The organism is Thermoleptolyngbya sichuanensis A183 (genome assembly GCF_013177315.1).
In the GTDB taxonomy this organism is placed as follows: Bacteria; Cyanobacteriota; Cyanobacteriia; order Elainellales; family Elainellaceae; genus Thermoleptolyngbya; species Thermoleptolyngbya sichuanensis.
On the sequence record NZ_CP053661.1, the window covers coordinates 1,945,699 to 1,960,776 of the forward strand.

The window sequence follows — 15,078 nt, forward strand, 5'->3', positions numbered from 1 at the left end:
CTCGGTTCTTTAGCTGGCGTAACGTTTCAAGCTGGTGCAATGTCAAACCGATCAGACAATCTACTGGCGCACTACTGGCGTACTTTTATCTTCAGAATTCTTAAGCTTTCAACTTGTAGGCGCATCAGTCCCCGTTCAAGCTCCGTTAAATTAAGCCATTTCCCTTTGCCGTTTTTATTGTCTTTTGGGTTATGCCTTCGCCCATTCGGTTTTCTCGAACCCATCGCTATTCTCGTAGCCGAGTGCGCTTGCTCCTGCGCCCTAGAGTCTGGCTGTCGGCAGTGGTGCCTGTGCTGGCGTTGGCGTTGGCCTGGGCCTATTGGCAGCGTCCTGCTTTGCTGTCCAATTGGTTAGGCGATCGCCCCCTAGAATTCGGTGCCGACTCGTCTGGAGATCGTGCCCTGCCGCCGGGTCTCTTTGAGTCAAACCCAACGGGGCAAGGTCGATCCCTGGGCGATCGCGCTCAAATCGACATTGACAACCTGCCCGTGCTGGGAGCGCGTCGATTTCCAACGGGAACACCTCTGGCGCTAGAGGAGCCGCTCGTTTCTTCTAGCGACCTGCCCGATGCGCTCAAGTCGCCGAGCCAAGCAGGTTCCTCCTCTAGTCTGCCTGCATCGTCGGCGATCGCCCTCACAAACCTCCTGTTGCTGAACCCTGCCCCCACAGCCAGCCGCTCGTCCAGGGGTTCAGCCAAGCCAGACCCAATCCTGAACACAATCACCGTTTCGCCAACGACCAGTCCTATTACAACCAGTTCTATATTGCCTAGTCCGGCGATCGCCCCTGCTGGCACAGTGAGTACTGTGGGTACAGTGAGCAGCCCTATTCCCGGCTCTACGCCATCTCAACCAGTTCTCCCCGTTAGCCCACTGGAATCAGCGCTCCAGCGTCAGGCAGGCTCCAGCAGCCCACCTTCTACGGTCGAGCCGTCTCCAGCAGGTTCATCTGGCACTTCCCCCAGAATTCCTGGCACCGTTCCCAGCGGTTCCGTCCTGCAACCTATTCCTGGAGAACCCGCCCAACCTCTGAGCCAACCCTCCCTCACCCCAGCCTTTTCTACGCCCACGCTACCGGGCCCCTATCTGCCCCGCACCTCGCCACCACCGGGCAGCACGGGCTACCTGCCGCCATTAGGGGTTCAGCCCCTGCCGACGAGCACACTGGGTCAGCCGATCGGTGCGCCTGCGCCCCTTCCCTCCGGTTTGCCCGTGCCTGATTCCTCCATTTCAGGCTCAGGGATTTCAGGGGCGGGCGCAGCAGGCTTCCCAGGCGGCAACTCCTCAGTGCTGCCGCAACCCCAGTTTGACGGGCGCAACTTCTACACGGCTCCCACGCAGCCTGCTCAGCCCCCTACAGTTGAAGCGGCTCCGTTTTCGGCTCCGTCCCGGCCTCGCAACGGCGAGTTCAACACGTTCTCGAATCCGTAAGCGCCCGTTCTGGCAGCGATTTGCAGGTCTTCCAAACCATCGGCGCTGTTTAATATATCCATCAAACTGAGCGGAAATGGTGTGTAGCAAACGGGCAGCTACACACCATTTCGTTGCATCAGTTTCGTTGCATCAGTTTCGTTGCATCAGTTTCGTTGCATTAGTGTTGCATTAGTTTCGTTGCATTAGTTTCGTTGCATCAGTCAGCCGTCCCGAACAAAGCATTCATGAAAACGCATTCATGAAAACACGCTCATGGACGCTGTTAGAAATGGCGGATGATGGCATCGGCAAACTCAGAACATTTCAGCGGCTCTACGGGTGGCTCCATCAGTCGGGCCAGGTCGTAGGTGACTTCGCCGGCCGAGATCGCGCCGCCGATGCCTTTCTTAATCAGGTCCGCCGCTTCCTGCCAGCCCATATATTCCAGCATCATCACCCCAGAGAGGATGACGGAGCCGGGGTTAATGCGGTCTAGTCCTGCGTGCTTGGGCGCGGTGCCGTGGGTCGCCTCGAAGATGGCAGCAGAGTCGCCAATGTTCGCGCCGGGGCCCATACCCAGCCCGCCGACGACAGCCGCTGCCGCGTCAGAGAGATAGTCGCCGTTCAGGTTCATCGTCGCCAGGATGGAATATTCATCGGGGCGCGTCTGGATTTGCTGAAAGATGCTGTCGGCGATGCGGTCGTTGACCATGATCTTGTCTTTCCACTGGCCGCTGCCGTGGGTGTCCCAAATAGCATCGAGGACGGATTGTACCTCGTCGCAGATTTGCGCCTTTTTCTCCGCCGTCAGCGCGTCATAGCCCGGATCGATCATGCGGGCATTGTCTTCGATGCTGAGGTCGGGATTTTTCTCCTTGTTGCCCAAAATCCAGGATTCCCGTTCTGTGATGCACTCAGCGCGAAACTCGCTGGTGGCCAGTTCGTAGCCCCAATCGCGGAATGCGCCTTCGGTGTATTTCATGATGTTGCCCTTGTGAACCAGCGTCACCATCTGCTTATTTTTGGGCAGGCGCAGGGCGTGGCGGATGGCGCGGCGCACGAGGCGCTGGGAACCCGTTTTGCTGATGGGCTTGATGCCAATGCCCGAATCCAGGGGGATGCGTTTTTTGCCGTGTTCGGGGGTGGCGGGAATCAGGTCTTCATTGAGGATCTTGATGAGGCGATCGCCCACTTCGCTGCCCTGCTTCCATTCAATGCCCAGGTAGATATCTTCGGTGTTTTCCCGATAGATAATTACATCCAGCTTTTCAGGCGTTTTGTGGGGTGAGGGCGTGCCTGCATAGTATTTACACGGGCGAATGCAGGCGTACAGGTCAAAAATTTGCCGCAGGGCGACGTTTAGCGAACGAATGCCGCCGCCGACGGGCGTAGTCAACGGCCCCTTGATCGCCACGCCATATTCTCGAATTGCCGCCAGCGTATCTTCTGGCAGGTATTGATAGGTGCCGTAGAGTTCGCAAGCTTCATCGCCTGCATACACCTTGAACCAGACAATCTGGCGCTGCCCGCCGTAGGCTTTTGCCACGGCCGCATCAAACACCTTCTGAGCCGCGGGCCAAATGTCTACGCCTGTGCCGTCGCCTCGAATAAAGGGAATGATAGGGTTGTCAGGAACCTGTGGCTCACCGTTTTCAAACGTGATGCGTGAACCCTCGGTCGGGGGAATAATCTTTTCATACATAGAGCGTTGCCGACTCCTAAGTGATAAATCAACGATTCTTGGCTAGTTTAGTGGCGGAGAGAAGAGCCAGAATGCTCAAGAGTGAGCAGCTTTCGGATCAGTTTCTCCAAAGTTTCTCGACAAGAGTGCTTCCTTGAGGCAACGTGCCAGTTTTTTTTAGCCAGGGGCATGATATCTCAAACTTGCAATTGCTCAATTTCTCAAAGATGAATCGGAGGAACTGTTCATCTAAGACAATCAACGGTGGGGCAACCGCAAAAAAGGCGAAAAAATCCTTAAGATGAAGGTGTCTTTGGGTGATGTCACTGTTTTGTCAGATTTATCTGATAATTTTGCTGAATGTCCCCTGATTTGAAAAATGATTTGGAAAACTTAGGAAGCTTGACCGTCCCAAAAACTCCTCCTTAAAAGTTTATTCCGTTGAACGGGATTGCTTAAGAAGAATTAGCAGGTTAGTTCGGGAGCTAAGGGGGTGCGATCGCACCCTGTCTCAATTCAAGTCTCAGCCGCTATGATGGCTCGATGGAAGATCTCGATATATGCAAAAGGAACCTGTGATGCTGTTGGCAGGGTTGGAGATGGGTAACTGATATGAAACGCATTTTGATCGTAGATGACGACACCACCTTGCGGACAGCACTCACCCGATACTTGCAAAATCAGGGCTACTTGGTGCAAGAAGCCCAGTCTGGGCTGGAAGGGTTGACCTTGTTTGAGCAGCATCCGCCCGATCTGGTGGTTTCGGATGTGCTGATGCCAGAGATGGACGGGCTGGAGTTTTGTCGCCGCCTGCGGGCCAGCCGCACGGGGCAACTCGTGCCTTTTATCTTTCTCTCTAGCCGCAAGGAAGTGGACGACCGGGTGCAGGGCCACCAGATGGGCGCAGACGACTATCTGGCAAAACCCTTCGAGCCGAAGGAGCTGGTCGCCAAGATTGAGGCCCAACTGGAGCGATCGCGCCGGGTTCACTCCGAAATTGTGCGGCTGATGCAGCAGTCGGTCGGTGTTGGCACTGCGGGGGGCGATCGCCCTGCTACGCAGACCCCGCTTCCCCTTACGCCAGCGGAGGAAAAGGTGTTTGCTGAAGTGATCCAGGGCTATACCAACAAGCAAATTGGCGAGCGTCTCTTCGTCAGCCCGCGCACGGTGCAGACCCATCTCAGCAATATTCTCAGCAAGCTGGAGCTAGAAAACCGCTCGCAGCTAATCCGCTATGCCTATGAGCGGGGATATCGGCCGCCGGAATCGACGGAAGAGTGATGACGGAAAAGCGACAGAGGATTAGAACAGAGGATTAGAACAGAGGATTAGAAGCGGGTTTTTAGAACGCTCGTGCAAATTCCACTCTTTCCTGCGCTCCTCTTCGTGCAAATTCTACTCTCTCCTGCGCTCCTCTTAAAGACTTAAAGACTCGATACTGCAACCCGCTTCCCTCAAAGCCGCCGGATGAGTTGACGGGCGATCGCCCATTGCAGCATTCGTCTTGGGGCGCTGGCTTTGCGGAGGATCTTGGGTCGGAGGAAACGCCCCAGCAGAAGCCGCCCGATCCCTTTGAGGCGGGCGTTGAGGCGAATCCAGAGATAGCGCGATCGCCACTGGTGTCCGGTTCCGGCGTAGAGGGGGCGAAAGGCCACGGGCCCAGCCAGCACATCGGCGCGATGGATGCCGCTAATACCATGCTGGCGATGCTCCGGGTTGGGGATGCCGCCGTGTTCGCCGTAGTTGCGAAAGCTGATGTAGTTTTTGAAGCCGTGCGATCGCAGGTATTTATCCACCTCGGAGTCGAAATTGAAATAGCCCGTGCCGTGATGCTCATGCACCCAGTCAGCCAGTCCACAAAGGCAGCGGGCGGCAGCAGGCGTGACGACGTAGGCCACCAGCGAGGTCGAAAATCCTTCCGCAAAGCCATCAGGACTGAGGCTATAGATCTGTGCCGCGCAGGTGTAGAGCCAGCAGAGTCCGGTTGAAGGCTGAGACAGATCCATCGGCAGCGGCAGAGACGACATCCCAACCACGGGCACAAAATCCGCTTCGACAATCAGGGTCGGCCGGGGTTCTGCCGCCGCCTGCACCCATGCCCGACGGTGGTTCATCATGCAGCAATAGATGGCGGCATAGGAAGAGTCGGGCGATCGCTCATTGCGAAATAGCTTGACCTGCCAGCCTTCATTTGCCAGCGCTTGCTCTAGCGGCTCAGTCTCTTCCCGATACGCAATAATAAAAGCTTGCTGAATCTCATCTTTGAGCAAGAGCGGCTGAGTCACTGGGCTGACAACATCACGAGTCATGGCACGAGTCATAGTCAGAATTACGCTCTCAGTTCTGGATGGCAAACCTTTAGACGCAATTCATGAGAAAAGGAGCGGGGTTAGACTTGCCCTAAAAAACCAACGCTGCAAAAACGACCCCTCATGGGAGGATGGTCAGCGGGTCGTTTGCATGGCCTGATCATGAAGCATTTCCTGGATCTGTTACCTGGATTTTATGAGCAAATTTGTCTCCAGTCTCCAATCTCTGGTCGGCGCTGAGCAACTCTCGGTTTGGGAAAGGGTCGCGCCAGCACTGAAGGCGCAACTGTCTCAGGCGATCGCCCCTGGTGGCATACCCGAATGCATTGTGGAGCCAGATTCGCCCGCCCAACTTGCCGCTGTGGTGAAAGAATTGCACGCGCAAAAAGGGCGATCGCTCCCCTTTGGCACAGGCACCAAGCTGCACTGGGGCGGCGTATCAGACAGCATACAGGTCGGCATCAGCACGGCCCGGATGAACCAGCTCATCGACCATGCAGCCGGGGATCTCACGGTCACCGCGCAGGCCGGAATGCGGCTGGCCGACTTGCAAGCACACCTGGCTCGACAAAACCAGTTTTTGCCGCTCAACCCGTCCTACGGCGACGCAGCCACCCTCGGCGGCATCATTGCCACTGCCGATAGCGGCTCCCTGCGCCATCGCTACGGCGGCGTGCGAGATTTGCTAATCGGCGTGACCTTGGTGCGGGCGGATGGCGAAATCGCCAGGGCCGGCGGGCGCGTGGTGAAAAACGTGGCAGGCTATGACCTGATGAAGCTATTCACCGGGTCCTGGGGCACGCTGGGCATCCTTACAGAAGTCACCTTTCGCGTCTATCCCTTGCCCGAAGCCTCGAAAACGCTGGTGCTGGCAGGAGAACGAGAGGCGATCGCCCGCGTCACCCAGGCACTCCTCTCCTCAGCGCTTGCCCCAGTTGCAGTGGAACTGGTTGCCCCAGCCGCCATGCAGCACCTCGGTCATGCAGGGCTGGGGCTAGTGGTGCAGTTTCAGGGTCTTGCCGTTTCGCTAGATGCCCAGGCAGCCCAGTTCCGCCAGTTTGCCCAGTCCGCCGCTCTCGTCGAGTCCACCTACACCGACGCTGCTGAAGCATCCTTGTGGCAAACATTGCAAGCCCTGTGGGAGACTACTCCTTCCCTCACCTGCAAAATCGGAGTCTTGCCCAATCAGGCCGCCGCAACCCTGGAAAAAATTGCCGACCAGTTCCCCTCGCTGTCCTACGGCACGATTCACGCAGGCAGCGGTTTGGGGCTGCTCCGGTTCGCTGACCCGCCCAGCACGAGCCACCTGCTCGATCTGCGCCGTCTCTGCGAAGCCCAGGGTGGCTTCCTCTCCCTCCTGGCCGCCCCCGTTGACCTGAAACAGCAGATTGACGGGTGGGGCTATCCCGGCAACGCCCTTGGGCTGATGCGCGGCATTAAGCAGCAGTTTGATCCAGACAGGCTGCTGAGTCCGGGGCGGTTTGTCGGCGGTATTTGATTTCTCACAACCTTAGGACGCTCTCTTCTCCACCTCTACAGGCAGCGCATACTGCCGCTTGCCAGCCTGCTTAGCCTGATACATGGCCAGGTCTGCTTGCTTGAGCAGGGTTTCGGGGTCGTCGCCGTGGGTGGGATAGAGGCTGATGCCGATGCTCGTGGTGACAGGAATCGACTCACCTTCTAGCGCAAAGCTTTGGGATAGCGTATCGAGAATCTTTTCGGCAACGCGGGTCACGTCTTGCACATGGGGAATGGCCGGCAGCAGCACCACAAATTCGTCGCCGCCAAAGCGGGCTACGGTGTCGCTATTCCGCAGGCAGCGGGAGAGGCGCTGGGCTACGGCTTTGAGCAGCAGATTGCCCATTGCGTGGCCGTAGGTGTCGTTGATGTGCTTAAAGCCGTCCAGATCCAGGAACAGCACCGCAACAAGCTGGTCGTGTTCTTGCGCCCAGAGGAGCGATTGCAAGAGGCGATCGCACAATAGCTGGCGATTAGGCAATCCCGTCAGGCTGTCGTGGTAGGCCAGGTGTTGCAGGTGGTATTGCGCCTGTTTTAGCTCAGCGTTGGAGCGCACCAATTCCGCAGCGGTGCGGCGCAGTTCTTCTTCCATCTGCTTGCGCTGGGTGATGTCGCGAATCACGCCCACCAGGAAGGTGTTGCCCGCAGCGTCTTTGTGGAGCGATCGCTTGGTTGCCGTCAGATAATGCGCTCCATCGGCGCTGGTAAATTCTTCCTCGCTCTCGCTGTCCAACCCTGTTTCAAACACGCTCTCATCATGCTGCCGCAGGAAATTGGCCTGATGGGGCGGGAAAATGTCGTGGTCGGTTTTGTCGAGCAGTGTTTCGAGCGGATAGCCCACAAAGCGGCAGAAGGCTTCGTTTAGCACAATCCACCGTCCCTGCCGATCTTTGACAAACACCGGATCGGGAATCATATGAATGACCGAGCTGAGAAACTCTTTGGATTTTTTGAGTTCCTCTTTGAGGTAGGCAATGTAGCTCGTAATCACGCCGCTAGACCCAACCAGCGCCAGCAGCGGCGGCACTAGCGGAATCCACCACCCCTGAAGAAATGCCAGGTAGCAACTCCCTAACAGAAGGCTGCTGCTTCCCAGTAAGGAAATGGCCAGCTTTGCCGGGTGGCGAAATCGCCAGCTTACAACCGCACCCACCAGCGACCAGCCCAAAATCCAGATCCATTCCACCGGAGAGATCCAGACCTGCAAGGGCGATCGCCCATACAGCGCCGCATCCAGCAGTTGGCTGATGAAGTTGGCGTGGAGCGCTACTCCAGGAATGCGCTGCACGGTGCCGTTCATTTCCCGGCTGTAGGAGTTGAAAAAGAAATCATTCAGGCTTTCGGCAGTGGAGCCAATCAAAACGATGCGATCGCGCATCAGCGCCGGATCGACCTCGCCGTTTAGCACTTCAGTCAGCGACACTGTGCGGTAGCCAGAACTGCGCGTGTTCGCCAGAATTTGATAACCGCCATCGTCTGCCCGCACATAGCCGCCATCGTTGCGACCCAGTCGCCGCAACACCGACTGCCCCAACTTCACCTCGGCAGGATTGTCAGGCGCGGGTTGGGTGCTGATGCCCCAGTCTTGCAGGTACAAAAGCGCCAGCTTCAGAGCAAAACTGCGGCGCAGTTCGCCGTTTACACCCCAATACAAAATTACCCGCCGCACCCGGTTGTCGCTATCGGTCACGACATTGTTAAAGCCGACTTGACCCGCTTGCTTCAGCAGTTTGGGCGGCTCTACACCCGGACTCGTCGAGTCGGGGATTTTCTCAATGCCAATGAGATTTGGCGTGGTGCGAAATACCGCCTTAAGTTCGTCGCCGCCCTCGCCCACCGAAAATTCGCGGTAGATGTCCAGCCCAATGGCGCGGGGCTGGTAGGATTTAATTTTTTGGAGCAAATCCGCCATCACCCGATCGGAAATGGGCCAGTCGCGCAGGTTTTGAATGTCAATGTCATTAATACCGACGATGACGATGCGCTCATCCATAGGATCTGCTGGACGCAGGCGAAAGGCGCGATCCAGCGCTGCCAGTTCCAAAAATTGCAGCCCACCCAGCCAGCGCAGCCCCAATACGCCGCATGTCACGGCGATCGCCGTCAGCCAGATACGCCGCTCTCGCCACAGCCGATGGCTGCTCTGCTGGAGACTAGACAACGATTTTGACTTCAGACGGTTTGCTTGACGCAGCAACATTGCACTTAGATCAGCAGATGGGGCAGAATGCAGGCTGATTGAGGGGGATGCACCGTTTCAGACTTTAAAGTGCCCTGCGATCCCCTGGAAATCGCCAGAATTTTGGTAAAAAATTTGTCAGCATTCGCAGAAAAATGTGAAGGAGTAATGAAGGGCGATCGCCCCCTTGACGAATCAACAGCTATACTGCTTGCCTGCGAGACGATCTCATCACTGGTTTCCCGCGCTAATCTAAGCAATAGACTGGACGAGCCTGAAGACATTTCGGGTCAGGCAAGGGCGTGGAAACTACGGACACGGCCTGCCGCCAATCTGTGCCAATGGCGTTCGCCGGCCTCCGTATCAACCCATACGGACTTTATCTGTGCGTAGCGTAGGGCTGCCTTGCGGAATTTGCCCCCCAATCTGCCTTGCCAATGGGTTTCCCTGATCTATTTTTCAGATTTGAGCTTCTAGACTTGCCCTCCAAGCTGCGATCGCTCGTCTTGTTGGCAACGGTCTGGCAGAGCGTCAGCACAAGGGATACAGAGCGCCAGCAGAGCGTCAGCAGGGGGATGCCAGGTGGGGCGATCGCAAGGGGTGCATCCCACTTTTGTAGCCCTCACCCTAAAGTCCTATCCCAAAGCGGCAGAGGGACATCCAATCCGGCTCCCCTGCTCCCGCTTTGGGAGCAGGGGCTGGGGGATGAAGGCAAACTTGCAGAACTAGGATGCGCCCGATTGCAAGCGCTTCTGCTCCTCCCATTTACCTCCTCCCACTGCTTCCTCCCATTGCCACGTCAGATGCCATCCTGATAGTCTGTCTCGAATTGAATTTGCCTCAAATTTGCCTCAAATTTGCCCCGTCCTTATCCAGTCCCGATTCCCTCACACCCTCGTCGTTGCATTTTCCAGGTTGATTGCATGTCTCAGTCCTCTCGCCGCACGATCCATCAGTCTGTCTACCAATCTGTCTACGCCACCGCTCTAGATAATAATGGCTACCGATCTTTCGAGTTGCCCGGTGCCCGCCCCCACTACAACCCCGATCGCCCCGGTCAGGTCGAGCATATTGCCCTAGATCTGGATCTAGACCTCGCCCACCAGCGCTACAGCGGCACCTGCGCCATTCGGCTCAACCCGGTGCGAAACGGCATTGAGCGGCTGACGCTGGATGCGGTCAAGCTAGACATTCATTCCGTCAAAGCAGGCAAGCACAAGCTGCACTTTGACTACGACGGCGAACAACTCCAGGTTTCTCTCAAAGACCCCACCCGCTCTGGCAAACCCATCACGCTAGAAATCACCTACAGCAACGACCACCCCCAGCGCGGACTCTACTTCATCGCACCCGACCAGCACTACCCCCAAAAGCCCGTGCAGGTGTGGACTCAGGGCGAAGACGAAGACTCGCGCTTCTGGTTTCCCTGTTTCGACTATCCAGGGCAACTCGCCACTAGCGAAATTCGCGTGCGTGTACCAAAACACCTGTTGGCAATTTCCAACGGCGAACTGCTGGAGACCATCGAAGATGGAAACAGCAAGATCTACCACTGGTTCCAAAAAGAGGTGCATCCCACCTACCTGATGACGCTGGCGGTGGGTGACTTTGCCGAATTGCGCGACGAGTGGCACGGCAAACCCGTCACCTATTACGTAGAAAAAGGACGGGAGGACGATGCCCGCCGCAGCATGGGCAAAACGCCCCAAATGATCGAGTTCTTTAGCCAGACCTTCGGCTATGCCTACCCCTTTCCCAAATACGCCCAAGTCTGTGTCGATGACTTCATCTTTGGCGGGATGGAAAATACATCCACCACGCTGCTGACCGATCGCTGCCTGATCGACGAACGCGCCGCCCTAGACAACCGCAGCACCGAGGCGCTTGTGGCGCACGAACTGGCCCACCAGTGGTTTGGAGATTTGGTGGTGATTAAGCACTGGAGCCACGCCTGGATCAAAGAGGGCATGGCCTCCTATTCCGAAGTGCTGTGGACGGAGCATGAATACACCGCCGACGATGCCGCCTACTATCGGCTGAATGAGGCCCGCAGCTATATTTCTGAAGACAGTAGCCGCTATCGCCGCCCGATTGTGACCCACGTTTATCGGGAGGCGATCGAGCTATACGATCGCCACCTGTACGAAAAAGGCTCCTGCGTGTATCACATGATCCGCCGGGAGTTGGGCGATGAAGAATTCTTCGACGCAGTTCACACCTTTGTCAACGACAATGCCCACAAGACAGTGGAAACGGTTGACCTGCTGCGGGCGATCGAAAAGGCGACCGGGCGGAATTTGCAGTTTTTGTTTGATCAGTATGTCTATCGTGGCGGACATCCCGACTACAAGGTGTCCTATAGCTGGGATGGCGACAGCAAGCTGGCGAAGGTGACGCTGGTGCAAACCCAGGCAACCGATGGCGATACCGATCTTAGAAGTGACTTGTTTGACCTGAAAATTCCCATTGGCTTTGGCTATGCCAAAGAGGAAGAGGGCAAAGGTAAGGACAAGGCGGCCAAGCCCTTGGCGACGCTCAAAACCTTCACTGTGCGGATTCATGAGCGAGAACAGTCCTTCTATTTTCCGCTCGATGAAAAGCCGCAGTTCGTCAGCTTTGATGTCGGCAACCACGTTTTGAAAGAGGTGACGCTGGACTATGGCGTGGCAGAGCTAAAGGCGCAGTTGAAGCATGATCCTGACCCGGTTTCTCGGATCTATGCGGCGATCGCCCTTGCCAAAAAAGGCAATCTGGAAGCCGTAAAAGCCCTGGGTCACGCTTTAGCGCACGATCCGTTTTGGGGCGTGCGGGCAGAGGTGGCCGCAGAACTGGCTTCAATCAAGCTGGATCAATCGCTAGAGGCACTGCTAGAAGGGCTAAAGGATGCCGATGCGCGAGTGCGACGGTCGGTCGTTGAAGCGCTAGCCCAGATAAAAACCCAGGAGAGCTATAAGGCAATTAAAACCGTAGCCGAAAAGGGCGACCCCAGCTACTACGTAGAGGCCGCAGCGCTGCGATCGCTCGGCACGGTGGCTGCCAGCCCGCTCAACGGCAAGTCCAAAGAAGAAAAGGTAATCAAGCTGTTTCGAGAGGTGCTGGACACCCGCGCCGGGTGGAACGAAACGGTTCGCAGTGGGGCAATCGGCGGCTTGAGCAAGCTGAAAGAATCGGCAGCAGCGCTGGAGCTAATTTTGGACTATACGGCGATTGGCACCCCCCAAGCCCTTCGATTGGCCGCAATTCGGGCGCTGGGGCCAGTGTCCCTTGGGCAAGAAAAACCCCAGGTCGAGCGCATTCTCGATCGGCTGCGGGAGTTGTCGGATGAGTCGTTCTTTTTGACCCAGGTGTCCGTGGTGATGGCCCTGGGACAGATGCAAACCACCCGCGCCGCCACAGTGCTGCAATCGCTTGCAGACCGCACCCCCGATGGTCGCGTCCGCCGTATTGCCGAAGAAGCAGTGCAGCGGGTGATGAAAAATGCGGGTCAGGATCAGGCTGTAAAGAAACTTCAACAAGAGCTGGATCAGCTCAAAAAGGACAATCAAACGCTCAAGAGCCGTCTGGAAAGTTTGGAGGCAAAGGCGGCGAAGGGATAGTCTCGGTTTTCACTTTGAAGCCATTGTCTGGAATTTTGAAAATATGGGGTTTTCCCCTGCTTCCACCTGCAAAATGGGCTGCCTATAATGGCGTTCATCTAGGTTAAGAGTCCCGCCTAAATAAGCCTTCTGGGGTGCGTCGTTATGGAGAACCAGAACCCGCCGTTTGCACAGCCCGCCACGCTGATCGAGCAGTCGGGCGATCGCCCAAAAAGCCTGAAAACCAACCCGTTCACAACCTATCGCGATCCACAGACGGGTCGCTGGATCGTGGTTAAGCCCGCTGGATAGAGCGCTCAAGTTTTTTGAGTTGAGTGCATCTGTCCAACCTGCTAGGGTTAATCTCTGTCAAGCAAAAGAGGGACGCAGTTGATAGGCTGTGTCCCTCTTTGTCTTGCTTTATCTATGAACTTATCCGCCGTCTAGTCGCTTGTCGTCTAAGAAGCCACCTTTTCTGCCTCTAGCCGACGGGTGCCGTTGGACACTGAAACGGGCTTAATTGGCGTTTGCATTAAAAACACCAGTAGCGGACTCCGTTGAAACTCGCGGCGCAACTGTCGGCGCAGTTCGGCTTCCAGGGTCGCCTGTAGCTTCGTCCAATCCACGTCAATTTCTCCGTCGCCAAAATTGTGAGTCACCTCTTTCCAGCGATCGCTCAGCACGGTTTCTAAGGTTTGCACCACAGAGCGCTCCAGCCGAGATTTCTCCACGGAGGTCACGACCCCCCGCAGATGGATTGCAGGGACAGACACCAACTCACCATTCCAGCCAATCGTCGCAGCGATCGTCACCACGCCATCTTCGGCAAGCTGTTGCCGCTCTTTCAGCACGCGCTGATGTACCACGCCAGAGCGTGAAGAATCCACCAGTTCGATTCCCGACGGCACTTTACCCGCTACTCGAATGCTGTCCTGGGTCAGTTCCACCACGTCCCCATTGTCAATAATCACCATATTCTCGGCGGGAATGCCCATGCTCTGAGCGGTTTCCGCGTGCTTGACGAGCATTCGATGTTCGCCATGAACGGGCAGGAAGAATTTCGGTCGCGTCAGCGCCAGCATGAGCTTCTGGTCTTCCTGTGCGCCGTGTCCCGAAACGTGGATGCCCTTGTCACGGCCATAAATCACGTTGGCCCCCTGCATCATCAGCTTGTCGATCGTGTTGACGACAGCGATGGTGTTGCCAGGAATCGGATTTGCCGAAAAGATCACCGTATCCCCTTTGCGGATCTGGATCTGCTTGTGTTCCCGATTTGCAATCCGGGTCATTGCAGCCATAGGCTCACCTTGAGACCCCGTACTCAAAATCAGCACGTTCTCGTCGGGCATTTTGTTGGCCATATTGAGCGGCACGAACAAATCGTCCTCGCACTTGATGTAGCCCAGTTTTCGGGCGTGGGCAATGACGTTGAGCATCGAGCGTCCCAACACCGACACGACGCGCCCATGCTTTTTCGCCAGTTCCAAAATCATGTTGACCCGATGCACCGACGAGGCAAAGGTGGTGACAATCAGCCGTCCCTTTGCCTGACTAAAGTGGCGATCGAGATTGGGGAAAACGGAGCGCTCAGATGGAGTGTGTCCGGGTACTTCTGAGTTGGTCGAGTCGCTAATTAGGCACAGGACACCCTTCTCGCCATGCTCTGCAAGACGCTGAATATCGAAGTATTCGCCATCCACAGGCGTATGGTCAAATTTGAAGTCTCCGGTGTGAATCACAACGCCCAAGGGGGTGTGAATTGCCACGCTGAAACTATCCGCAATGGAGTGGGTATTGCGGATATACTCTACCAGGAAATATTTACCAATCCGCACCATTTCACGGGGGCGAACGGTGCGTAGTTCCGTGCGATCGGCAACCCCTGCTTCTTCCAGTTTGTCTTCTAGCAGCGCCATTGCCAGACGTGGCCCGTACATTACCGGAATGTCAAACTGCTTGAGATGAAAGGGAATGCCGCCGATGTGATCTTCGTGTCCATGCGTGACAATCATGCCCTTGATTTTCTGGCGATTTTCGCGCAGGTAAGTGGTGTCAGGCAGCACGATATTTACGCCGTGCATTCCATCGGTGGGAAAGGCCAGACCTGCATCTAGCAACACGATTTCATCAGCATATTCAAACACGCAGGTGTTTTTACCAATTTCATGCAGCCCTCCCAAAGGGATAATTTTGAGGGCGGAGTTTTGGTCGTTTTGACTCATGTAGGTCCTTGATCTAGGTTTGGATTTGAAACTTTAGAGAATTGACAAAAAAGAATTAGAAGGATTGACAAAAAGGTAGCGGCAGTCGAACGCAGCTTTGAAGCCTCCCTCAGATTTACCAAAAACCTGAGATTCCTTAAAAATTGAAGAGAAGATGCCTCTAGGCGATCGCCTCCATATAA

General features: G+C 56.0%; 9 protein-coding genes. 5 read left to right on the top strand and 4 right to left on the bottom strand.

Translation table 11 applies throughout. The features are described from left to right. Nucleotides 1-191 precede the first annotated feature (191 nt). Complete coding sequence (locus HPC62_RS08210; RefSeq protein ID WP_172354736.1) at nt 192-1,430, top strand: hypothetical protein; 1,239 nt, start codon at nt 192-194, stop codon at nt 1,428-1,430. A 265-nt stretch (nt 1,431-1,695) separates the two neighbouring features. Here HPC62_RS08210 and HPC62_RS08215 read toward each other — a convergent pair whose 3' ends face one another. Further along, a complete protein-coding gene (locus HPC62_RS08215; RefSeq protein WP_172354738.1) occupies nt 1,696-3,114 on the bottom strand; it encodes an NADP-dependent isocitrate dehydrogenase in 1,419 nt (472 codons plus the stop codon). A gap of 591 nt (nt 3,115-3,705) precedes the next feature. On the opposite strand from HPC62_RS08215, the gene HPC62_RS08220 reads away from it, so the two are divergent. Continuing rightward, nucleotides 3,706-4,374 (top strand): response regulator transcription factor, encoded by a 669-nt coding sequence (locus HPC62_RS08220; protein ID WP_172354740.1) that lies wholly within the window; start codon nt 3,706-3,708, stop codon nt 4,372-4,374. 173 nt (nt 4,375-4,547) lie between these two features. Here HPC62_RS08220 and HPC62_RS08225 read toward each other — a convergent pair whose 3' ends face one another. Then, nucleotides 4,548-5,402 (bottom strand): LPS biosynthesis glycosyltransferase, encoded by an 855-nt coding sequence (locus tag HPC62_RS08225; protein WP_172354742.1) that lies wholly within the window; start codon nt 5,400-5,402, stop codon nt 4,548-4,550. A gap of 196 nt (nt 5,403-5,598) precedes the next feature. Between HPC62_RS08225 and HPC62_RS08230 the strand changes: the two genes are divergently transcribed. Beyond that, the gene (locus HPC62_RS08230; protein ID WP_172354744.1) at nt 5,599-6,900 is read left to right on the top strand and encodes an FAD-binding oxidoreductase; all 1,302 of its coding nucleotides are present in this window, start codon (nt 5,599-5,601) and stop codon (nt 6,898-6,900) included. A 12-nt stretch (nt 6,901-6,912) separates the two neighbouring features. Here HPC62_RS08230 and HPC62_RS08235 read toward each other — a convergent pair whose 3' ends face one another. Next, nucleotides 6,913-9,081: a CHASE2 domain-containing protein gene (locus HPC62_RS08235; RefSeq protein ID WP_228721726.1), complete on the bottom strand. Its 2,169-nt coding sequence runs from the start codon at nt 9,079-9,081 to the stop codon at nt 6,913-6,915. A gap of 941 nt (nt 9,082-10,022) precedes the next feature. Between HPC62_RS08235 and HPC62_RS08240 the strand changes: the two genes are divergently transcribed. Continuing rightward, nucleotides 10,023-12,695, top strand: coding sequence for a M1 family metallopeptidase (locus HPC62_RS08240; RefSeq protein ID WP_172354748.1), 2,673 nt, complete (start codon nt 10,023-10,025; stop codon nt 12,693-12,695). Between the two features lie 144 nt (nt 12,696-12,839). Next, nucleotides 12,840-12,986 carry a hypothetical protein gene (locus tag HPC62_RS08245; RefSeq protein ID WP_172353191.1) on the top strand — a complete coding sequence of 49 codons (147 nt, stop codon included), beginning with the start codon at nt 12,840-12,842 and terminating at the stop codon, nt 12,984-12,986. Nucleotides 12,987-13,132: 146 nt separating this feature from the next. Here the strand turns inward: HPC62_RS08245 and HPC62_RS08250 are convergent, their stop codons facing one another. After that, the gene (locus tag HPC62_RS08250; protein ID WP_172354750.1) at nt 13,133-14,896 is read right to left on the bottom strand and encodes a ribonuclease J; all 1,764 of its coding nucleotides are present in this window, start codon (nt 14,894-14,896) and stop codon (nt 13,133-13,135) included. Between the last annotated feature and the right edge of the window lie 182 nt (nt 14,897-15,078).

Excerpts from the sequence above, each read along its gene's own strand:
- HPC62_RS08210 (WP_172354736.1), top strand. The coding sequence starts at position 192 with ATGCCTTCGCCCATTCGGTTTTCTCGAACCCATCGCTATTCTCGTAGC.
- HPC62_RS08215 (WP_172354738.1), bottom strand. The coding sequence starts at position 3,114 with ATGTATGAAAAGATTATTCCCCCGACCGAGGGTTCACGCATCACGTTT.
- HPC62_RS08220 (WP_172354740.1), top strand. The coding sequence starts at position 3,706 with ATGAAACGCATTTTGATCGTAGATGACGACACCACCTTGCGGACAGCA.
- HPC62_RS08225 (WP_172354742.1), bottom strand. The coding sequence starts at position 5,402 with ATGACTCGTGATGTTGTCAGCCCAGTGACTCAGCCGCTCTTGCTCAAA.
- HPC62_RS08230 (WP_172354744.1), top strand. The coding sequence starts at position 5,599 with ATGAGCAAATTTGTCTCCAGTCTCCAATCTCTGGTCGGCGCTGAGCAA.
- HPC62_RS08240 (WP_172354748.1), top strand. The coding sequence starts at position 10,023 with ATGTCTCAGTCCTCTCGCCGCACGATCCATCAGTCTGTCTACCAATCT.
- HPC62_RS08245 (WP_172353191.1), top strand. The coding sequence starts at position 12,840 with ATGGAGAACCAGAACCCGCCGTTTGCACAGCCCGCCACGCTGATCGAG.
- HPC62_RS08250 (WP_172354750.1), bottom strand. The coding sequence starts at position 14,896 with ATGAGTCAAAACGACCAAAACTCCGCCCTCAAAATTATCCCTTTGGGA.